This window comes from Hyphomonas sp. (genome assembly GCF_017792385.1).
GTDB lineage: Bacteria > Pseudomonadota > Alphaproteobacteria > Caulobacterales > Hyphomonadaceae > Hyphomonas.
In genome coordinates this window covers 2,678,432-2,697,284 of sequence record NZ_CP051230.1, presented here as the reverse complement: position 1 = coordinate 2,697,284, position 18,853 = coordinate 2,678,432, and the positions used below count along the sequence as shown (strand labels likewise).

General features: G+C 63.7%; 22 protein-coding genes and 1 tRNA gene. 2 read left to right on the top strand and 21 right to left on the bottom strand.

All coding sequences use genetic code 11. The annotated features are described in order from the left end of the window. Positions 1–47: 47 nt before the first annotated feature. The 4 genes from HF955_RS13135 to crcB form a co-directional block, all read right to left on the bottom strand. Entirely contained in the window at positions 48–713 is a 666-nt protein-coding gene (locus HF955_RS13135; RefSeq protein WP_291075619.1) for a hypothetical protein, read from the bottom strand. A gap of 64 nt (positions 714–777) precedes the next feature. Next, entirely contained in the window at positions 778–1,452 is a 675-nt protein-coding gene (locus HF955_RS13130) for an HAD-IA family hydrolase (protein ID WP_291075617.1), read from the bottom strand. After that, positions 1,449–2,495, bottom strand: coding sequence for an RluA family pseudouridine synthase (locus HF955_RS13125; RefSeq protein WP_291075615.1), 1,047 nt, complete (start codon positions 2,493–2,495; stop codon positions 1,449–1,451). Before HF955_RS13125 ends, HF955_RS13130 begins: the two co-directional genes overlap by 4 nt. After that, on the bottom strand, positions 2,492–2,875 hold the full coding sequence (crcB, locus tag HF955_RS13120) for a fluoride efflux transporter CrcB (RefSeq protein ID WP_291075614.1): 384 nt from the start codon (positions 2,873–2,875) through the stop codon (positions 2,492–2,494). The genes HF955_RS13125 and crcB overlap by 4 nt, the downstream gene beginning before the upstream one ends. Before the next feature lie 95 nt (positions 2,876–2,970). Here crcB and HF955_RS13115 point away from each other — a divergent pair. After that, a tRNA-Gly gene (locus tag HF955_RS13115) sits at positions 2,971–3,044 on the top strand. Between the two features lie 21 nt (positions 3,045–3,065). Here HF955_RS13115 and HF955_RS13110 read toward each other — a convergent pair. Beyond that, the gene (locus tag HF955_RS13110) at positions 3,066–3,626 is read right to left on the bottom strand and encodes a TetR/AcrR family transcriptional regulator (protein ID WP_291075613.1); all 561 of its coding nucleotides are present in this window, start codon (positions 3,624–3,626) and stop codon (positions 3,066–3,068) included. A gap of 76 nt (positions 3,627–3,702) precedes the next feature. On the opposite strand from HF955_RS13110, the gene HF955_RS13105 reads away from it, so the two are divergent. After that, positions 3,703–4,119, top strand: coding sequence for a nuclear transport factor 2 family protein (locus HF955_RS13105; protein WP_291075612.1), 417 nt, complete (start codon positions 3,703–3,705; stop codon positions 4,117–4,119). Between the two features lie 93 nt (positions 4,120–4,212). Here HF955_RS13105 and HF955_RS13100 read toward each other — a convergent pair whose 3' ends face one another. The 16 genes from HF955_RS13100 to HF955_RS13025 all read right to left on the bottom strand — a co-directional run bounded on the left by HF955_RS13100 (position 4,213) and on the right by HF955_RS13025 (position 18,843). Continuing rightward, positions 4,213–6,207 carry a TonB-dependent siderophore receptor gene (locus HF955_RS13100; RefSeq protein WP_291075610.1) on the bottom strand — a complete coding sequence of 665 codons (1,995 nt, stop codon included), beginning with the start codon at positions 6,205–6,207 and terminating at the stop codon, positions 4,213–4,215. A 67-nt stretch (positions 6,208–6,274) separates the two neighbouring features. Next, on the bottom strand, positions 6,275–6,619 hold the full coding sequence (locus HF955_RS13095; RefSeq protein ID WP_291075609.1) for a hypothetical protein: 345 nt from the start codon (positions 6,617–6,619) through the stop codon (positions 6,275–6,277). 128 nt (positions 6,620–6,747) lie between these two features. Then, the gene (locus HF955_RS13090) at positions 6,748–7,542 is read right to left on the bottom strand and encodes a CAP domain-containing protein (RefSeq protein WP_291075608.1); all 795 of its coding nucleotides are present in this window, start codon (positions 7,540–7,542) and stop codon (positions 6,748–6,750) included. 127 nt (positions 7,543–7,669) lie between these two features. Beyond that, positions 7,670–8,140: a hypothetical protein gene (locus tag HF955_RS13085; protein WP_036262082.1), complete on the bottom strand. Its 471-nt coding sequence runs from the start codon at positions 8,138–8,140 to the stop codon at positions 7,670–7,672. Beyond that, complete coding sequence (gspN, locus tag HF955_RS13080) at positions 8,137–8,880, bottom strand: type II secretion system protein N (RefSeq protein WP_291075605.1); 744 nt, start codon at positions 8,878–8,880, stop codon at positions 8,137–8,139. Before gspN ends, HF955_RS13085 begins: the two co-directional genes overlap by 4 nt. Further along, complete coding sequence (gene gspM, locus HF955_RS13075) at positions 8,877–9,353, bottom strand: type II secretion system protein GspM (RefSeq protein WP_291075603.1); 477 nt, start codon at positions 9,351–9,353, stop codon at positions 8,877–8,879. The genes gspN and gspM overlap by 4 nt, the downstream gene beginning before the upstream one ends. Further along, positions 9,350–10,456: a type II secretion system protein GspL gene (gspL, locus tag HF955_RS13070; RefSeq protein WP_291075601.1), complete on the bottom strand. Its 1,107-nt coding sequence runs from the start codon at positions 10,454–10,456 to the stop codon at positions 9,350–9,352. Before gspL ends, gspM begins: the two co-directional genes overlap by 4 nt. After that, positions 10,456–11,442 carry a type II secretion system minor pseudopilin GspK gene (gene gspK, locus HF955_RS13065; RefSeq protein WP_291075600.1) on the bottom strand — a complete coding sequence of 329 codons (987 nt, stop codon included), beginning with the start codon at positions 11,440–11,442 and terminating at the stop codon, positions 10,456–10,458. Before gspK ends, gspL begins: the two co-directional genes overlap by 1 nt. Continuing rightward, entirely contained in the window at positions 11,439–12,035 is a 597-nt protein-coding gene (gene gspJ, locus HF955_RS13060) for a type II secretion system minor pseudopilin GspJ (protein ID WP_291075598.1), read from the bottom strand. The genes gspK and gspJ overlap by 4 nt, the downstream gene beginning before the upstream one ends. Further along, positions 12,032–12,409, bottom strand: coding sequence for a type II secretion system minor pseudopilin GspI (gene gspI / locus HF955_RS13055; protein ID WP_291075596.1), 378 nt, complete (start codon positions 12,407–12,409; stop codon positions 12,032–12,034). The genes gspJ and gspI overlap by 4 nt, the downstream gene beginning before the upstream one ends. A gap of 1 nt (position 12,410) precedes the next feature. Continuing rightward, on the bottom strand, positions 12,411–12,878 hold the full coding sequence (locus HF955_RS13050) for a prepilin-type N-terminal cleavage/methylation domain-containing protein (RefSeq protein ID WP_291075594.1): 468 nt from the start codon (positions 12,876–12,878) through the stop codon (positions 12,411–12,413). Positions 12,879–12,882: 4 nt separating this feature from the next. After that, a complete protein-coding gene (gene gspG, locus HF955_RS13045; RefSeq protein ID WP_291075592.1) occupies positions 12,883–13,341 on the bottom strand; it encodes a type II secretion system major pseudopilin GspG in 459 nt (152 codons plus the stop codon). A 9-nt stretch (positions 13,342–13,350) separates the two neighbouring features. Next, positions 13,351–14,559: a type II secretion system inner membrane protein GspF gene (gene gspF, locus HF955_RS13040; RefSeq protein ID WP_291075590.1), complete on the bottom strand. Its 1,209-nt coding sequence runs from the start codon at positions 14,557–14,559 to the stop codon at positions 13,351–13,353. Continuing rightward, positions 14,559–16,034 (bottom strand): GspE/PulE family protein, encoded by a 1,476-nt coding sequence (locus HF955_RS13035; RefSeq protein WP_291075589.1) that lies wholly within the window; start codon positions 16,032–16,034, stop codon positions 14,559–14,561. Before HF955_RS13035 ends, gspF begins: the two co-directional genes overlap by 1 nt. After that, a complete protein-coding gene (gene gspD, locus HF955_RS13030; protein ID WP_291075587.1) occupies positions 16,031–17,980 on the bottom strand; it encodes a type II secretion system secretin GspD in 1,950 nt (649 codons plus the stop codon). The genes HF955_RS13035 and gspD overlap by 4 nt, the downstream gene beginning before the upstream one ends. Beyond that, positions 17,977–18,843 (bottom strand): type II secretion system protein N, encoded by an 867-nt coding sequence (locus HF955_RS13025; RefSeq protein WP_291075585.1) that lies wholly within the window; start codon positions 18,841–18,843, stop codon positions 17,977–17,979. Before HF955_RS13025 ends, gspD begins: the two co-directional genes overlap by 4 nt. Positions 18,844–18,853 lie beyond the last annotated feature (10 nt).

Sequence of the window (18,853 nt, the reverse complement as noted above, 5' to 3'; positions counted from 1 at the left end):
CGCGCATGTACGCGCAAGAGGCCGGGTTTCCAAGGGGCGAAGTGCGATCAGGCGCTCTGCCGCGCATCATAAACGCGGAGCGAATTGAGGGCCGTTGTGATGGCGGCATCCGGGATCCCTGCCCGCCTGGCATCGCCCAGCCAGTACTGGTCCTTCATGGCTTCGAGGTCCGGCACAATCTTGTTGTCCGGGCCGAGCGGAACCACGCCCAGTTTCCGGTACGGCCCCAATCCGCCGAAATGTCCGTCCGTATCCAGCGTTGAGAGGGCCGGGCCATCGACCGGAAGTGCGACGTCGGACAGCTTCAGCTCGACCTTGCCAGATTTCTGAACGCCGAAAACAGCAAAGCAGTGCTTCGAATCCATGGAAGGCAAGTCACGGCTGATCCGGTCTGTCAGATCCTTGACGTCTTTCCGAGCAGCTGAGATTCGCTCAAGTGCGCCCCAAGGCCCCCAGATTGTTCCCACATAGGCCCCTCCCAACAGGACCGCCAGCCAGAGCGAGACAAAGAGCGCAATCGCCAAAATGGGAAAAAGCCCCATATACAGAAAAGGCAAGCGCTTCTGATTGGCCTCGATCACAGATTTCTTGATATCGAGCAGCTTCAGATTCTGGAAAAGGTTGCGGACGAGATCAGGCTTTTCTGCCTCTGCACGGGCCTGTTCAACGGAAAGTTTGCTTGTATTCGAATGGTATCGACGTCTGCGCGCCATCTATGAGGCTCCTGCAACTGCAACAGGAGGCATGACACAGGTGGAATGAGCCGACAACCCTTGATTAAAACGGCTCAAACGCCAGAAGGCTTTTGCGGAGCGTGTCGAAATCGTGGTGGATTTCGTGGGCGCCGACGTCTTCCAGTTCGTGGGCGGCGCCGAAGCCCCAGCTGACGCCGTGGGTGTAGACGCCGGCGGCGCGGCCCATGGAAATGTCGTGGACCGCATCGCCGATCATCAGGCTTTCATGCGGTGCGCAGCCGAGCGCGCCCATCGCCTGTTCCACCATATGCGGGTGCGGTTTGCCGGGGCCGTCATCGGCGCACCAGATCGTGTCGAAGAAATGCTTGATGTCATGCGCCTCGAACAGGCTGGCGATGCCCTTGTGTGTCTTGCCGGTGGCCATGGCGATCAGCCAGCCTTCCTCACGCAGCATTTCCAGCGTCTCCAGCGCGCCATCATAGAGCGGCTGGGAAAAATCCGGCCGGGCGCGAGCGCGGACCCAGGAGTCCCGATAGTCCTGCACCAGTTTTTCGATCTCGTCGGCATTGGCGCCGGGCGCCAACTGGCCGCACGCCTGGTGCAGGCTGAGCCCGACAATCTTTCGGGTATCCTCATAGTCCGGCGGAGTCAGCGCGGAGAGGCGGAAGGCTTCCACCATGATCTCATGGATCGACTGGCGGCTGTCGACGAGTGTTCCGTCCACGTCCCAGATGGCAAGCTTCAGACTGTCACTCATACAAAGGGCGCGAGCGGGTCCTTGCCCGCTTCCTGTTCGAGGAAGCCAAGCGCCTCGAAAGTCTGCTTCATGTGCGGCGGCAACGGCGCGACGATCTTGATCGGCTTGCCGGTCTCGCGCGGGATGACCAGGGCGCGGGCATGCAGATGCAGGCCGGGCGCGAGGCCCTGGGGCACTTCCCGGCGACACTGGTATTTGAAATCGCCCAGAATGGAGGTGTTCATTTCCAGCATGTGGAAGCGCAGCTGGTGCATGCGGCCGGTTTCCGGCTTGAGCGCGACCCAGGCCGCTTTCTGCCCAGCCGTGGAAATCACTGCATAATCCGTGATCGAATGACGCGCGCCTTCGACGCCCTGCGCCGAGCGGAACATGCGCTCGCGGTCGGCATCCCGGCGGCCACGGGCCTTCGGATGCACGATGCGATAGCCATCCGGCTCGCGCTCATCCTCGATGCCCTTCACCATCCAGCAGCGGATCTGGCCGAAAGGCGGATTGGGCACGGCCACGGTGACCGCCCAATAGACCTTGTCCATGTCCCGGCTGCGGAACTTCTCGGCCAGTTGTGCGGCGGCCTTCGGGTATTTCGCGAGCAGCAGCACGCCGCTCGTATCCTTGTCCAGCCTGTGGACGAGGACCGGGCGATGCTCACCATCGCCGAGCGCGGCGAGCATGCCATCAATATGGCGGCCCTGCCCTGACCCGCCCTGCACGGCGATGCCGGCGGGCTTGTTGATGGCAATCATCTCGTCATCCTCATAGAGGATCAAATCCCGGATGAATCGCCGGTCTTCCTCGGAGACGCGATCGGCCTTCTTCTGGGCCGGGCGGGTTGTGTCCGCCTCAAGGATTGGCAGGCGCACCTGCTGGCCCGTCTCCAGCCGCGTATTTGCCTTGGCGCGAGACCCATCGACGCGGATTTGCCCCGTGCGGAGCATCTTCTCGATCTGGCCCTGCGTGACCGGCACGCGCCGTTTGATCCAGCGGTCAAGCCGGGTGCCGGATTCCTTGTCGGACACCGTTTCTGTAACAATCTGGCCGCTCATGCGAACACCTTCCGGGCAATCCAAAGTCCAATGAACAGCGCCGTCACGCCGAGCAGCAGGGACAGGCCCGCATAGGCCGCTGCCTTCACCGTCTCGCCCTTGCGCAGGAATTCCGCCACTTCCAGCGAGAAGGCCGAAAATGTGGTGAACCCGCCCAGCACGCCCGTCGCCAGAAACAGCCGTGTCGTCTGGTGGACGCCTTCGGCCTTGAGCGCCAGCCAGCCGACCAGCAGCCCCATCAGCAGGCTGCCGGCCAGGTTCACGGCAAACGTGCCGTGCGGCCAGCCCGCCGGCAGGTGGCGCACGGCCAGAAGGCCGACCCCATGCCGGAGCGATGCGCCAATGGCGCCGCCTGCTGCAACTGCGAGAAATCCGTTCATGGCGGCCTTCTAGCCGTTCGCAGGACGTTCTTAAAGGGCGAAACGCCGTCAGCGCTTGCGCACCGTGCATTTCGGGATCAAATAGCGGGACGTGCGCGGGTGTAGCTCAATGGTAGAGCAGCAGCTTCCCAAGCTGACGACGAGGGTTCGATTCCCTTCACCCGCTCCATCGATGCGTTCAAACTGCGGGTCAGGGTTTTATGGCCTGCCAGGCAAGTTCGGCGAGGGAGCGAACAACCGCCCGATGCTCCCTCCGGTCGCCACATTTGCGCAAATAGTCGTAAGTCGGTCCGAGCATCAAGGCGGATGCCAAAGGCCACGGCATGTCACGCACCGCACCTGCCTCAACCCAAGTCTTGTAGATTGACCTGCCACGATCGAAACCTTCCCGCAAAGTGTCCGATATGGCTTTGAGCTCCGGGGTGGTCAGGGCCCGGATACGCATATCCTCGTAGAAGAGGAACAGGGCTCTGTCCGCAAGCGCCCATTCCGCCAGCCCCTTCACCGAGGCCTGCACCATTTCCTTGGGCGTGCCGCCGCCAATCTGGCATGTCGTACGCTTTTGCCAGTCATCATTCGCAGACTCCCACAATGCGACGGCAATTCCCGGCTTACCCTCGAAAAAGTGATAAATGCTGCCGGTGGTCGCGCCTGACGCCTTTCGGATATCCATGATCGTTGTGGACGAATATCCCTTCGTCACGAACAGCGGCAACGCAGCCCTCAAGATAGTTTGACGCCGATCTGTCATGGAACACCCAATCTTGACACCTTATAGAACGGCATTCTATTACCTTCTTGTAGAATGACATTCTAGACTCGAAGGTATGCTGATGACCAGTGCAGAGCGTAATATTGCGGCAGCTATGAGTTTCGTGCGCGCAGTGGAACAGATGGATGGCAGCCTGATGGATGAGTTCTTTGCGAAACATGTCGAACAGGTTGAGTGGCCCAATCAGCTCAAACCGGAAGGTGCCCGGCGGGACTTGGCAGCCCTGAAGACCGGCATTGAGCAGGCCCGAGGCATTCTACGACATCAATCCTACGAAATCAAACGTCAGCTTGCGGATGACCAAAGCGTCATGCTGGAAATGGTCTGGCGCGGGACAATGGCGACCGATGTGCCGCCGCTGAAGAAGGATCAGGAGCTTTGTGCACACTGCGTCGCCGTATTCGAATTCCGGGATGGCCAGATCGTTGCACTGCGCAATTATGATTGTTTCGATCCTATAGAAAACAACTGACAGCGCGAATTCCTTCCGAAACGGACCGGTGGTCATGAAACAATCTGGGGACGGGCCCTGGGCACGTTCGCCGGGCCCCGTCCGCTGGAGGTTTCAGAATTTCAGCCTTACCCCGCCATTCAGGATGAACCCGTCATTGCGGGACCAGATGTCGGTCGTCCATTGGCCGTCGGGCGCACGGGACGGAAGCACCAGCGGATGCTCCTTTGTCTGACGTACATCCAGCAGGTTCTCGGCATTCACGAACCAACTGGCCGGGCCGGTCGTGATTTCGCCCAGCAGGCCGAGGTGCCAGTAAGGCTTGCTCTCGTCGAGATAGGGATTGCCACCCAGGCGCTGCGGTCCGGTGTAATAGGCCTCGAAGCCGAGCCGGCCCCGTCCGTGCTGTTCCCACATGGCGACGAAGCCGGCGGAATGCCGCGGTGTCAGCTCCAGTTCCCGGCGCCCCCCGGCGCCGTCGGTTTCCGTGGCATCGAGATAGAGATAGTTCCCCGTCAGTTTCAGATCATTCCAATAGTAGCGCAACAGCAGCTCGGCACCGCGAATGCGTGTGTCGCCGGGCGCATTGACCAGGCGCACGCGATCCTGCGGACCGGCCGGCAGCGAGGCGTAGGCTTCGAGTTCCGTCACGCCGGACACGTTCGACCCGAACAGGCTGGCATTGGCCTCGACCGCCCCCTTGCGGTAGCCGACATCGAGGGACGCCGTCTCGGCGGTTTCCTCCGCCAGCTGCCCCAGGGGATCCAGCCGGGACAGTCCGGCGGCCTCGATTTCCTCGACAAAGGGTGTGGGGGCGAAAAAGCCCTGTCCGTAGGAGGCGCGGATGGTCCAGTCTCCCGGACGGTAGAGCGCCGAGACGCGCGGGCTGAACTGGGTGCCATATGTGCTGTGATCGTCAAGACGTCCGCTGACGGAAAGTGACACGGTCTCGCTGAGATCATGGTCCAGCTGGCCGAACAGGCCCGGAACGTCATGGGTGTAATCGAAACCGGGATACATGTCCGACTCATAGGTTTCGGACTGGAACGCCGCCCCGACCACCCAGTCCGTGCGGTCGCCATCGGCCGCGATCGAGGTCTCGATCAGGACGCTCTCGTGCCGGTCTGCCTCGATGCTGGCGCCAAAGCGATGCTCGTGATCCTGCTGCATGGCGGACCCGCGTACATTCAGCGTCAGCGTTTCGGTAAGGGGCGTATCGGCGATGAAGCCCCCGTCGAGACGGGTGGAGTCCTGGTCCTGCGGAAACTCCGTGCCGTCGGGCACGGTGCGCCCGGGCAGCGTGCCACCTGAACGCTGCTCCGTCATGAAGCCGAGCGTGGCATAGACCGAGGCGCCATTGGCCCCTTCCCAGACCAGCCGGGGACGCGCTGTCCAGCGTTCATTGCCGGGCAGGTCGATCCAGCCATCGCTGTCGAAATCCTGCTCGGCCTGACGGTGCGCACCCAGCGTCAGCGACACACCGACCGACGAGGTGAGCGGTGTCTCCAGATAGGCGGTAAGGTCCTGACCGTCCTCGCTCGTCTGGTTGAACAGCAGCTCGCCCCCGGTCTCGTCGCCCGGACGCCGCGAGATGAGATTGATGACGCCCCCAAGCGCCGATCCCCCATACATGGACGAGGCCGCCCCCTTGATCACTTCGACTTGGGACAGATCGGTCGGAGGAATCTGCAACAGGCCGATCGAGGCCGCCTGGCCGCCATAGAGCGGCAGGCCGTCACTGAGCAATTGGGTGTAGCGACCGTACAGGCCCTGCAGGCGAATGTTCGCCGATCCGAGCGCGGGCGACGTGGTCTGGACGCGCACCCCGCCGGTTTCAGCGACCAGCATTGAGATGTTGCCGGGGCGCATGGTGGCCTTTTCCAGAATCTCTTCTGCATTGATGACCTCGACCCGCATCGGCTGGTCATTGACGGCGCGGCCGGAACGCGTGGATTTGACGATGACGGTTTCGAGCGTCCTGTCTTCATCATGATCGTCATGATCAGCATGCGAAGATCCGGCCGGCGTGTCGGCGAAAGCTGGCGCGAATGCGAGACTGGCACCGGCAATGGCCAGCACCGTCGCCGCGCGGCGAATTTTGTTAGACATGGATATTGTCCTCAGAGAAGCGTGATTGAAATCGGGATCAGCGCGCGAAGCGCCGGGTCACACGGTTTCAGGATCTCGGAGGGCGGAAGAGATCGAGGGGCGGCTCCAGAATGGCTTCAGCCACCCAGGGGGTAGCGGGGGCCGGATGCAGCACAGGCAGAAGGGCGCGTGGCGCGTCCTGCCGGATCATGTGAATGTGGCAGCCGCCGCAGGCATGCACGGTCAAGTCGCCCGAGGATGAGTCTCCGGAATGGTCGGGGTCTCCGGTCTCGACCGAAAGGTCGATAGCGCAGACCGGATCGTCGCCCGGCTGGCAGTTCTGCGCGCACGCCACCGAGACTGCAACGAATGCGCAGCCGATCATCACGGCAATCAGCTTTCCAAGCAGAGGCTTCAGGAAGTGTGCGAACATGGTGAGCCCATCTATATCCGGCGACCCGCGAGTTTGACAATCACGTCCGGGCGGACACAAGCGCACATGCAAAAAGGCCGGCCCTCTTGCGAAGGCCGGCCGGGACAGCGCCGTGTTCGGGGACGCGATCAGAATTGCGAGACGGCCGGGCCCTTCAGCGTGTAGAGGTCGTCATCGCGTGCCATGTCGATGGTCAGGTAACCGGCTTCACCGGCGAACTGCGTGGCGGGGACCCGGCTGCCCTTGCCGCGCGCGAGGACCTTGCCGGCCAGCGACACGAAGGACCAGCCGACCGGTTTGGCCCGGGAATCGGCGAATTGCGCCTTGAGGTCCGTGCGGCTGCTGATCCGGACCGGCATCGGCGCATCCAGCTTGCCCTCGACGCCAGAGAAGAGCTGGACGAGATAGATGCGGCCATTGGCGCGGACGGCAGCAATGCCGGTGTGGTCGAATTCTGAGCGAACCGTATTCTCTGCATTGACCGGATCGGACATCAGCGCGCGGAAGGCTTCCGCGGCAGAGGCGGAATCCTCGATCACCGCCATGTTCGCGCCGAAGGCGCCAATCAGGTGGGTGCGCTCAAGCAGGCGGACACGTTCCAGATGGCTGCGGCCTTCCGGGTCGCGATGGGCGATATAGCCGCGGATTGCCATGTCATAGGCGTGGACCTGAGCCGCGGCGGTGAGCGAGGCCAGATGTTCGAGATTGCCCTGGCCTGCCCCGGCACGGGCTTCGTCTGCGAGCCGTCGCAGCTCCATTTGCAGGAATGTGTCGGACTCCGCCCCGTCGACGCCGCTCAGGCAGGCTTCGGCTTCCGTCTGGAACGCAGCCGGCTGAACAGCCAGACCGTCTGTCAGATCGCATCCCTGATCGGCATTCGCTGCCAGTCCCAGCGCCGCAAGCGCCAGAGCCGAGATTGACATATTCCTGTAAAAGTTCTGTAACATAACTGTCACAATACGGTCTGTGACAGTTTTGCGTCAAGTAACTACAGGTTTGCGTAGCTAATCGTGATGCTGCAGTTGCGAAAGGCTTTTGAAGCCCCCGAAATCACTCAGGATCCGGCTGGCAGGCCCGCAATCCAGCGACGGGAATGACCGTTTCCCAACCTCCAGCATTCAGTAGCTTGAACCGGCCAGATGCAATTTTTTGCCCGCCATCGACCATATCTCCGGGCGTGATTTGCAGGGACACCGACTCACCTTCGGGTGTGACATAGTCCATTTCCGTCATGAATTGCCCGAACAGCGTGCCGCCCTGGCGGACCAGCGCCAGTGTCTGGCGGGTCTCCGCCAGCATGGATTCGGCGGTCGCCCCGCCCGCACGGGAGAAATAGATGAACCGGCGCGGCGTCCCCTGGGTCCAGAGGAAGAGACCGCATTCGCCGGGGGCGAGGTCCTGACCGGGCAAGCTGCCGGCAATAGGCACGTCGGGCGCAGGCGGCACAGGCTTGCCGCCATTGCTGGCGCAGGCGGCCAGCAGGACGGCGCCCGCCAGAAGGGCCAGTTTTGCGTTCATCATTCCATCTCCCTGGGGCCAAGGCCCCGATTGTAGACCAGCGCGCCGCCCGCGTCGCGGAATCCCGCCGCCAGCAGAACGCTCTCAATATCCTCATCCATGCCCCGCACTTCGGCGCGCGCTCCGGCCAGGCTGTTCGCGACCAGTCGGATCTGTGTGCCATCAGCGGCTTCGCCGGTCAGGACAGCGTGGAGCTGCCCGTTCTCACAGGTGAGTGGCCCGGTCAGGATGGGCCAGTCGCGCCCGACCCCCGCGGCCGCCAAACGCGCCACATCGCTCGTCACCGTGCCGGACGCGGTTTCGCATTCTGTCCCCGTCATGCGCACGGATCCGTTCGACAGGCGAACCGTGGCGCCGAGCCCGGCAAACATGGGCTCCGTTCCGATCTGTCCGGTCAGCGGCAGGCTGAGACTGATACCGTCCGCCTTCAACGCTGTGCGTCGCAGCGCGATGCGGGCCTGGCCCTGCCCCTGCGGACCGGACCAGGTCACCTCATGGGATGGCCCGCCCGACACCAGGCGCAGCGGATGGGACTCCAGATTGACCGCGCCAAGCGGCGTGCCACGCCAGGAAAGGCCGGTGACTTGCCCCTGCCAGACCGTGCCGCGCGCCTGTTGCCAGGCCAGCCCTTGCTGCACAGCGCCGGAATGGCGCATCACAAAGGATAGCGGCGTGAAGGCGATAAGGCCGCCCAGGAGCGTCAACAGGAAAACGAGGCCGAGCAGGAAATGCCAGCGTTTCATGAGCCGCCCCCCGAAAATTCGAAACTGGCCCGGACGCGCCCATCCTCCTCAGCGAACATGGACACCCGCTCCGGCACCAGCCCGTAGGTCTTTTCCGCGTCGGCCAGCCAGGCATGGACAAGTGTCGGTACGGTCCGCTCGAATTGCAGGATCAGGCGGCCATTCTCGGCGGTCTGCAGACGGGAGACCGACAGGCCGCGCCCGGTTGCCAGTTGCAACAGGTCTGCGCGCACATTCCGGCTCGTCGCAGGCGCGGCGCTGCCGGTATCGGCCTGCGGCCGGAGCGTGGCGATCTCGGTCGAAACGACGTCGAGCCGGCGGCTCGCCGCCTCCAGGGACAAGGCAGCCTCGGCCCTGGCCGCGCGCAGCGGTTTCACGATGGCAAACTGTACAAGCGTGATGGCCAGCAATAGTGCCGCGATGCCGATCAAGCCCTGTTCGCGCGGCGTACGCGATGCCCAATAGCCGGTCATGACACACCTCCAATGGCAAGATCGCCGACCACACGCCCGTCTTCGAGGCGCGTGTCCCCGAGATTGACCCGAAGACCGGTTTCCTCGACGGCCTGTTTGAGGTCCAGATCGGCCCCGAAGGCCGGATAGGTCAGCGTGGCCCGCAATTCTCCCATGGCCCGATCATACCGGACACTGACAAGCGTGGTGCCGTCCAGCCCCGCAATGGCGCCGTACAGGGCTGCGCTGGTCTGCTGGAAACTGGGCGCCGACGCCCCGGAAGGCGTGCCCGCCTGCGAGCGGAGCGCTGCCGCCGGATTGGCAGGCAGCGGCGCACCCGGAAAAACCGCCACATAGAGACGCTGCGTCTCGGCGTTCAGGGCATCCGTCAACTGGTTCATGGCGTGGACCGACCATGCGGCCTGCGCGGACCAGGCCACCAACAGGCCGGCCGCGAGCGCGGCAGGCAACCGGAACTGGCGCAAAGAGAGCGGGCTTTCCGACGGCCGGGCATAGGCCCCCTGCCGCAAGTCGGTGAGACGGGGCTGCGCCTCCGCCCATTCGGCCAACTGGCTGAGCCGGTCAACCGGATGCGGGGCTGCAGAGGCCCCCGCCTCACGCTGCAGCGCTGCCATGACATCGGACGGCCAGTGATTGTCGATGGCCAGAGGTGTGTTTCCCGCGGCCAGCAATTGATGCGTACCGAGATCAGCATGCTGCCCCGCCGGCAGGACGGACAGATCCGGCACGAGACGGGCGGCGGAAAGCCCCGCAGCGGTCATCCGGTCCATCCAGGTGCCCATGAGCGCCTGCGAGACCGAGTAGACGAGACGCGTGCCGTCTGCGTCCGGCTCCGGCGCAACCGCCACATGCACGCTTTCCACCGGCACGGCGAGATCATCCTCGATCGCGAAAGTGGCCATCCGCATCAATTCCGCCGGGCGCCGGGCCGTGGCACGCACACGATGCGCACTCACCTCCGTCCCCGGAACGAAAATGATAAGGTCCGCGCCGGATGGAAGCGCCGCCCCCGATTCCAGCCTCTCGATGCCGGATGGGCCGCTGCGGGCAAACTGCCAATCGGCGCCGTCTTGCGGGAATTCGGTATAGTATCTGGTGCGCATCAGCCCGGCCTCCTGTGCGAGCCGTTCAAAACAAACTGGCCATCGCTGCCACGTTCAAACTCCGCTGCAATGCGCAGCGTCCCTGTATCAGATTGAACGGTGATGTCGGCGGCAATCCGGCCGGATTCAGTGGAAAGCTCGAAATCATTGCGCTTGTCCGGCGTGATGATGGCCACGCGCTCTGACAGGAGGAATTCCTCCACATTCAGCCATCCCCCTTCCGGCCGGGACTCGATCAGACGTTCGGCATCCGCCCGGGTCAGCTGGGACGAGAAGCGTGCGGTCAGCAACGGGGCCTGTGCGTCTGTCAGCGTGTTGATGTTCAAGGGCACATTCTCCGATTTGTCGCGCACACAGAGCATGGGGTCCAAGGCCGCGAGCTTCACCGGGTCGTAGCCCTTGATTGCCCTCAGCTCCGTCAGCGAGATCAGGCGCTGGCCGGGGGCACGATGCGGCACGTCCCGCTGGCTGTAGACGGCATCCTCTGCCCCGAAGGCGCGCGGGCTGGTATTCTCGTCCATCCAGTCGGCCAGCGTATCGACAAGTTCGCGGGCATCATTGCTGAACAGGCCGGCATCCTCGAACATCTGGCGCAGCCGGTCGGGCTCTGTCATGCTGACGCCTTCGTCCGTATCGCCGAGTATCAACGTGTTGAGATTGAGACAGTTTGAGGCCTCCCGGAAGCGGACAACAATCGTGCCGCGCGGATAGGGAAAGACCACCGGTTCACGCAACAGCGCCGCGTCGACGGTCAACTTGCTGCCGCGGCCAGCCAGCATTTCATTGAGCACCGCCTCGCCAACGGAAAGCGCGCCGCGTGCCGCCCAGAAGGAATCCGCGCGCCCGTCAGACACGCGCGCCACACTGACCGACCTGGCCAGGGCATCCGTTGCGGCCAGCGCGGCCGTCGACATCAGAACGATCAGCAACAGCACGCTGAGCAGCGTGGCACCGTCTTCGCGCGAGGAGGCCCGGCCCGGAATCATCCTGCGCCTCCCACGAGGAAGACCTGACGCAATTCATCTCCCTCGCCATAGACGAGGGTCAGTTCGACCAGATGAGGCAACCGGTCGACCTGCCCCGACCAGTCCAGCGTCCAGGTGTCCTGATTGAGGAACCGGATATCCAGATCCGTCACACCCCGGGCAAGCACCCGGTCAGAATACGGCGTGGCGTAGACAGGATCCGGGCGCAACCAGGCCCGTCGAACCAGCAGGCCATCCCGAAAGAAATACTCGACCCGCTGCAGGTCGCCGCGCGGCTCCATGCCTGCTGGATTGGGCCACCCGGCCCGCGTGAATGCCATCAGGGGCTCCAGTGTCGAAAAGCCGCCACTGAAGGCCCGCGCCGTGTCCAGACCATTGGGCGCACGGGTCCGGCGCAGGGTCGCATTGGCCAGATCATCCCTCAGCAGGCTGTGTGCGGCATCGAGATCCCGGATAAGTTCGGTGCGCTGCTCAACCATATTGCCGGACCGCAGCGTCTGGACCAACAGGGTCGAGCCTGCCACCATCAGGAGCGAGGTCACCGCGAGGGCGACGAGCATTTCGATCAGGGTGAAGCCATCGGTACGGGTCATGGGGCGGGCACCCGCATCAGGGTCTGGCGCAGGGCCAATTGCTGGCCGGACTCCGCATCGCTGACGCTTACCGACACCACAAACAGACCGGCGCGGTCCGTGGCGCTGATCGTGCGTTGCCACGCCAGACGCCGCCCACGCTGTGTGCTCGTACCGGACTGGACTCCGGCCGTGGCAGCCGCCGGGCGAACGAGCGTTTCCGCCATCAGATTGTCGGCCTCGACCGTGGCAAGGAATTTCTGGTTCACATGCCGGGCCCCGACCAGGGTCTCGTTGCCGAGATGGGCCAGCGACATGGCAGCAATGCTGAATATGCCGAGCGCGACGAGCACCTCGACCAGTGTGAACCCCTGCTCTGTGCGAGCCCCGGCCATGCTAGCGCTCCACCGACACGGCACCGTCCGATGCGACGGCCAGCCGGTATTCCCCGGCGCCATCCCGGAGGACGAGGTCTCGTGCCGTAACGATGCCGGTCGTGTCCATGACGATGTCCGGCCATGTCTTCGCAGGCTCCGATGCCGAGGGTCTTTCCGCGACGCTGACCCGTATCGATGCCGGCAGCGTGTGCACTGAATTGCGCAGCGGGCTCCAGTCATCATTCCGCCAGGCCTCGGCAACATAGCCGGCCTGTGTAAGACGGAGGGCGTGCACTTCGCCGGACGCTATCGCCTGCCCGGCCAGTCGGTCGATCGTGCCTTCAAGACGCGCGATCTCGCGGTCGAGCCCGGAGGGCTGACGCGGGAGGGTCATCATGATCGCCGCGCTGGCCATAGCCAGGATGAACAGGGCGACGAGGACCTCGATCAGGGACATGCCGGATTGCATGGGGCTGGACTGGGTCATCGGTTCAGGGCTGGGTGTCCCAGTTCCCGATATCATCCTCATTGCCTGCCTGCCCGTCCGGGCCGGGTGAGAAGACATCATAGGCGCCGCCGGACCGTGTGCCGGGATAGGCATATTGATAGGCATTGCCCCAGGGGTCAGTGCGCAGGCGCTTGATATAGCCGCCGGGACGGTATTGTGCCGCCTGCGCGCCGGCCGGTGCGGTGCTGAGGGCTGCCAGCCCCTGATCGGCGGACGGGTAGCTGTACATGTCGAGATTGTACATATCGAGCGCACTTTCCAGCGCGGCAATGTCCGAGCGCGCCTTGCCGACACGTGACTGGTCCGTAGCCGGAGCGACATTGATCACGATGAGCGTGGCCAGCAGGCCCATGATGAAGACGACCACCATGAGTTCGACGAGCGAAAAGCCGGCATCCTTGCGGCTGGCTTCCTTGCGGCGGCGGGACGATTTCGTACGCATGACTGCCTCCTATCCGATGGCGAGCGTGTTGAGTTGCAGGATCGGCAGCATGACCGACAGGACGATCAGGCCGACAAGACCGCCGAGCACAACAATGATCAGGGGTTCCAGCAATGACAGCAGGGTTGCGGAACCGGTCTCGAATTCAACATCAAGGAAATCCGCCGCGCGGGTCATCATGCCGGGAATGTCGCGGCCTGCCTCGCCGCTCGAGACCATGTGGACCATCATCGGCGGAAACACGCCTGTCGCCTTGAGCGCGCTGGCGAAGGATCCGCCTTCCCGCACGCGCTCGGCGATCTGGTCGGCGGCGTCGCTGAAGACGAGATTGCCCGCAGCGCCCTTTGCGCCGCCCAGCGCCTCCAATACCGTGGCGCCGGATCCGGACAGGGTGGCGAAGACACGCGCAAAGCGGCCGGCGCAAACCGTCCGATTCAACGGGCCGACCACCGGGATCGACAGGCTGTAGCGGTCGAGACTGCGCCGGATGGCTGGAAGGCGAATAGCTCGGGCCACAGCGACTGCGAGCATGGCCAGGCCCAGAGCGATCCAGAGACCATGGGATTGCAACGTCTCTGACAGGCCGATCACCAGGCGCGTGATCAGCGGCAGGTCCGCATCGAACAGGTCGAACTGTTCCACTAGGCGCGGCACGACAAACAGCATCATGGCGATGATCATGCCGATAGCCATGATGCCCAGCACCGCCGGATAGATCAGGGCAGCCTGCACCTTCTGGCGCAGCTGGTGGCTGCGCTCCAGATAGGTCGCCAGGCGTTCGGTGACGTCGCCGAGACGGCCTGACAATTCCCCCGCGGCCACGACGGACCGCACCAGGGGCGGGAAGGCTTTCGGCGTCACCGCCATGGCGTCCGCCAGACGGCCGCCTTCGGTAACTTCGGTCTTGATGGCATGCAGCACGCGCTGGGTTTGCGGGGTCGCCGCATCCTCTGCCGCCGCCGCGAGCGCCTGTTCGACCGGCAATCCGGACTGCAGGAGAACGGACAATTGCCGCACGAGCAGGACCCGCTGCTTGTCGCTGATGCGCCCGCCGATGCGGCTGGCCGTGGCAGCCTTTTCGCTGACGGGATTGACATCGAGCGCCATGAGATCCCGCAGGCGCAGTTCGCGGCGCGCAGACCGGGGACTGTCGGCCGAGATGATCCCTTTCTGACGCCGGCCATGGCCGTCCACTGCAACATATTCAAACGCCGGCATCATCCGCCTCCCTTGCGGCAGACACGCAGCACTTCGGCCGGGCTGGTTTCCTTCGACACCACATAGCGCCGGGCATTGTCGATCAGGCGGTCATGCGCGGAGAAGGCCGCTTCGTCGATGCGATGTTCGCTGACCTCCGCGCCGAGCAGTTCCCGGATTCCGGCATCCACGACGAGCAGTTCATAGATACCGATGCGGCCGTCAAAGCCGGTATTGCCGCAGGAAAAGCAGCCGGCCGGCTCGCCCACCAAGAGTGTTTCGCCCGCCGCGAAGCCGAGCGCGTCGAGTTCAACAGCGGTCGCGGGACGCTCGGTCCGGCAGTTCGGGCAGAGGCGCCGCACCAGGCGCTGGGCCATGACCGCACGAAGGGTGGATGCCAGCAAATAGGCCTCAACGCCCATGTCCCGCAGGCGCGTGATGGCACCGGCGGCGCTGTTGGTGTGCAGGGTGGAGAGGGCAAGACGGCCGGTGGAGGCGAATTCGAATGCGACTTCGGCTGTTTCGGAGTCGCGGATCTCGCCCACCATGACCACATTCGGGTCCTGTCGCAGGATCGAGCGCAGCGTCGCCGCAAAGGTCAGACCAACCTTGTGATCCATCTGCGTCTGACTGATACCCGGCAGACCATATTCGACAGGGTCTTCCAGCGTCATGATATTGTCGCGGCCATTGTTGAGGCGCGACAGGGAAGCGTAGAGCGTCGTGGTCTTTCCGGACCCGACCGGCCCGGTCACGAGGATCACGCCGTTCGGCTGGGCCAGAGCCTCGGAGAACCGGGCCAGCGTGTCCTGATCCATGCCAAGCTCGGTCAGCCCGACCAGGGCGTTCTTCGTGTCCAGAAGGCGCAGAACAACTCGTTCCCCGTAGCGGGTCGGCAGGGTCGCCACGCGCACATCGATGGAGCGCCCCCCGACCGACAGGGAGATCCGGCCATCCTGCGGCAGGCGTTTTTCCGCAATGTCGAGCCGCGCCATGACCTTGATGCGGGAGACAATGGGCGCAGCCAGCTTCCGCGGCGGTGTCAGCACCTCGACGAGATCCCCGTCGATCCGGTAGCGAATGGACAAATGATCCTCAAACGGATCGATATGGATATCGGATGCACGCCGTTTGATGGCCTCATGGATCAGGCCGTTGATCAGACGGATCACCGGCGCATCATCCTGTCCGTCCAGCAGGTCGGCCGCTTTGGGAATGTCGTCGATCAGGCTTTCCAGTCCGCCCCGGCTTTCCATCGCGGCATCAACGTCATCATCCGCCATCGGCCCCTTGGCAAAGGCCTCGGCCAGAAGCCGGTCATACGACTCCCGGTCCAGCGTCTCCAGCGCCACCACGCCGCCGAGCGCACGCCGCGCCTCAATGAGCGCAAGCGGGTCGGCGCCCTGACGCACACCGACTGTCAGGGGCTGGCGGTCCGGCAGGACGACAAGCCCCTTGTCCTTGGCAAAGGCGTAGGTGAACTGGGGCTGGGTCATCGTGGTGGCGGGCTTCCCAGGACTTCCGTGATGAAATTGTCGATGGACGACCCGGAGTCCCCTTCACCGGCCCACAATTCCTCGGCGCGGATGTAATTGTAAGACCGTGCGGTCGCGGCGCTGGCCCCGGCCCGGTCGCGAATGATGGTCGGCCGGATAAAGACCATGAGATTGGTACGGCCGAGTGCCTTGCCCTCGGTGCGGAACAGACGGCCCGCAACGGGAATATCGCCAAGCACCGGCACCTTCTCGTTCGTGAACGCTTCGGATTGTTCGATCAGGCCGCCCAGAACAATGATCTCGCCATCATCGGCGATCACGCTGGTATTGATCTCGCGCGTGTTGAAGACGACATCGGTGACACCGGCTGAAATGGCACCGGCTACATTGGACACGGTCTGGGAGATTTCCATACGGATGGTGCCGTCATTGGAAATACGCGGCGTAACCGTGAGTCCGACACCGACATCCTTGCGCTCTACCGTTGTGAATGGATTGGAATTGTCATCGCCGAGCACCTGTCCCGTGGTGATCGGGACGTTCTGACCGACCAGCAAGGAGGATGTGCCATTGTCCAGCGTCATGTTGAATGGCTTCGACAGAATGCGGGAATTGGTGTCCGCTTCGACAGCCGTAAGCACCGCGCCGAACAGCGTGTCTCCGTCCTGGCCGCCGACACCAACGGTCAGGCCGGTCAGCCCGAGAAGGGAATTCAGGGCCGCGGTGGTCAGGGCGTCATTGGCGTCTTCATCATCGCTTGAGAATGGCGTGTCGCTGCTGATGGCGCCAGCCAGGGTGAGAAGGTTCGGCGCGGAGGCAGAAAAGTTCGTCGTAGCAAACGGGACCGTGCTGTTCTCGGTGCCGGACAACAGGAACTGCACGCCCAGCTGGCGAGCCGTGTCGTCGGACATTTCGACGATGATCGCCTCGACGAGAACCTGGGCGCGCCGACGGTCAAGATCCCCAATTACGCGCTCCAGGCTGAGCAGGGTTTCCGGCGCCGCACTGATGACGAGCGAATTGGTGGAATCGTGGTGCGCAATCGTGGTGGCCTCGTTCGGCTCGGACAGGCCCCGGCGCTTGTCGATGGCATAGGCGACCTGCTGGAGGATCGGCACAACCTCTTCGGCGTCGGCATTGTTCAATGGCAGCACACGGATCGTGTCCTTGAGACGATCCCGGCCATCGAGCTCGACCGTGACGAGTTTGGCGCGTTCGACAGCGGCGGGATCGCCGCGCAGGATCAGCGAATTTCCTGCTTCTGACGCGATGGCCCTGAAGTTCGTCTTGAAGGCATCGTCGCTGGAACTGGCATTCAGCGAGGTCAGGATGCTGGCCACCTCCGTCGCAGACGTATTTGTCAGTTGAATGGTCTCTGTAACCGACGGATCGATATCGATCGTGCTGACCATGCTGCGCAGGCGCGGCACGTTGGACGCATAGTCGACCACGACGAGCGTGTTCGACTGGCTGTTGGCGATCACCTGTCCCTGCTCATCGATGATCGGCTTGAGCATCTTCGCCGCCTCGATGGCGTTTGCATGTTTCAGGTTGAACACTTCTGTCGTGAACGCATTCGATCCGTAGGCGGCCATGCCGGCCTCGCCCGTAGCGCTGGCTTCCGGCACAATGCGATATGTGTCCTTGCCAGCCGGTATGGCGGTGAACCCATGCACCCGCAGGGAAGACAGGAACACGTCGAATACTTGCTGACGGGTCAGCGGCGTCGTTGAAGAGACGGTAATCCGCTTGGTGCGTGCCTCGGGATGGACGACGAAGGTATAGCCCGTCACCGTGGAGACGTCCGCGATCAGCGCCGACAATTCGACATCCTCGAAATTCAGGATATGGCGCGCCGTATCGGACGGGGCCTGGTCGGCCAAAGCGAGGGCGGTCGGCGACGCGGCCAGGAAGGCGGTGGCTGACAGGATGGTCTTCAGGTTCATTGCGGTCGGGCCTCCTCGGGCGCGAGAGTGTGTTCGAGTGTCTGTCCGTTCCGGTCGATCACCAGGCGGACGGCGGCCGGGTCAGAAAACTTGCGGGCCAGTTCGGCGGGCGGCACGTTGGTGATGGCAGCGCCATCGAGACCGGTCACGATATCTCCCGGCATCAGGCCCGCGCTCTGCAGAACTGCGGTATCCCCGCGTGTTCCGAGCCGGTAGCCAATGAAGTCCTGGCCGCGATGAACAGGATCGATCGTCACATTGGCCATCAGGTCGGCGCGGGCGACCCGGCCTGTGGCCGTCCGGGTGCTTCCTGTCGTGCGCGCCGCCGGCGCATTATCGGGCGACGTCAGTACGGACAGGAGGCCCGCGCCGCCTTCCATGATCAACGCCTCGGTCTGGCCACCCTTTCGCAGGGTCACCCGGTCAGCGTAGATGCGGTGCAACGTAACGCCATCCAGAATGACATCATCGGGTGCGTAGGCTGCCGTCTGATTGTCGGGCGTGGTAATCCAGGCGATGCCGCCCGCTTCCTCAGACGATGCCCGGACGCCACGCAGGCGCAGATTCAGGCTGGTCTCCGGAGCGTCCGGCAAATCCGCAACAATCGTGGTGGCCGCCCCAAACGGATTTTCGTGAACAAGGCGGGACGTGTCGACCAGCATCGGGGTGCCAGCCCCCTGCTGAACCGGTGCAGCGCTGCGCACCGGAAGGTCAGGCGAGACGGCTCCGCCCGGCTCGACCCCCAGCCAGATCAGGCGGGCGGCAACAATCCCCAGGCAGGCAGTGAGGGCGACCTCGCTGAAGCGCGAAATCGGCCCGGCACTGCGCCGCGCAATCCTTGAAAGGGATTCGAACCGTTCCACCAAAACCATT

What these genes read in the sequence shown, in the direction of transcription:
- HF955_RS13130 (WP_291075617.1), bottom strand. Translation starts at nt 1,452, where the DNA reads ATGAGTGACAGTCTGAAGCTTGCCATCTGGGACGTGGACGGAACACTC.
- HF955_RS13095 (WP_291075609.1), bottom strand. Translation starts at nt 6,619, where the DNA reads ATGTTCGCACACTTCCTGAAGCCTCTGCTTGGAAAGCTGATTGCCGTG.
- gspK (WP_291075600.1), bottom strand. Translation starts at nt 11,442, where the DNA reads ATGATTCCGGGCCGGGCCTCCTCGCGCGAAGACGGTGCCACGCTGCTC.
- crcB (WP_291075614.1), bottom strand. Translation starts at nt 2,875, where the DNA reads ATGAACGGATTTCTCGCAGTTGCAGCAGGCGGCGCCATTGGCGCATCG.
- gspF (WP_291075590.1), bottom strand. Translation starts at nt 14,559, where the DNA reads ATGCCGGCGTTTGAATATGTTGCAGTGGACGGCCATGGCCGGCGTCAG.
- HF955_RS13135 (WP_291075619.1), bottom strand. Translation starts at nt 713, where the DNA reads ATGGCGCGCAGACGTCGATACCATTCGAATACAAGCAAACTTTCCGTT.
- HF955_RS13105 (WP_291075612.1), top strand. Translation starts at nt 3,703, where the DNA reads ATGCTGATGACCAGTGCAGAGCGTAATATTGCGGCAGCTATGAGTTTC.
- gspL (WP_291075601.1), bottom strand. Translation starts at nt 10,456, where the DNA reads ATGCGCACCAGATACTATACCGAATTCCCGCAAGACGGCGCCGATTGG.
- HF955_RS13125 (WP_291075615.1), bottom strand. Translation starts at nt 2,495, where the DNA reads ATGAGCGGCCAGATTGTTACAGAAACGGTGTCCGACAAGGAATCCGGC.
- HF955_RS13110 (WP_291075613.1), bottom strand. Translation starts at nt 3,626, where the DNA reads ATGACAGATCGGCGTCAAACTATCTTGAGGGCTGCGTTGCCGCTGTTC.
- gspN (WP_291075605.1), bottom strand. Translation starts at nt 8,880, where the DNA reads ATGAAACGCTGGCATTTCCTGCTCGGCCTCGTTTTCCTGTTGACGCTC.
- HF955_RS13090 (WP_291075608.1), bottom strand. Translation starts at nt 7,542, where the DNA reads ATGTCAATCTCGGCTCTGGCGCTTGCGGCGCTGGGACTGGCAGCGAAT.
- gspI (WP_291075596.1), bottom strand. Translation starts at nt 12,409, where the DNA reads ATGGCCGGGGCTCGCACAGAGCAGGGGTTCACACTGGTCGAGGTGCTC.
- HF955_RS13035 (WP_291075589.1), bottom strand. Translation starts at nt 16,034, where the DNA reads ATGACCCAGCCCCAGTTCACCTACGCCTTTGCCAAGGACAAGGGGCTT.
- gspD (WP_291075587.1), bottom strand. Translation starts at nt 17,980, where the DNA reads ATGAACCTGAAGACCATCCTGTCAGCCACCGCCTTCCTGGCCGCGTCG.
- HF955_RS13085 (WP_036262082.1), bottom strand. Translation starts at nt 8,140, where the DNA reads ATGATGAACGCAAAACTGGCCCTTCTGGCGGGCGCCGTCCTGCTGGCC.
- gspJ (WP_291075598.1), bottom strand. Translation starts at nt 12,035, where the DNA reads ATGACCCGTACCGATGGCTTCACCCTGATCGAAATGCTCGTCGCCCTC.
- HF955_RS13100 (WP_291075610.1), bottom strand. Translation starts at nt 6,207, where the DNA reads ATGTCTAACAAAATTCGCCGCGCGGCGACGGTGCTGGCCATTGCCGGT.
- gspG (WP_291075592.1), bottom strand. Translation starts at nt 13,341, where the DNA reads ATGCGTACGAAATCGTCCCGCCGCCGCAAGGAAGCCAGCCGCAAGGAT.
- gspM (WP_291075603.1), bottom strand. Translation starts at nt 9,353, where the DNA reads ATGACCGGCTATTGGGCATCGCGTACGCCGCGCGAACAGGGCTTGATC.
- HF955_RS13050 (WP_291075594.1), bottom strand. Translation starts at nt 12,878, where the DNA reads ATGACCCAGTCCAGCCCCATGCAATCCGGCATGTCCCTGATCGAGGTC.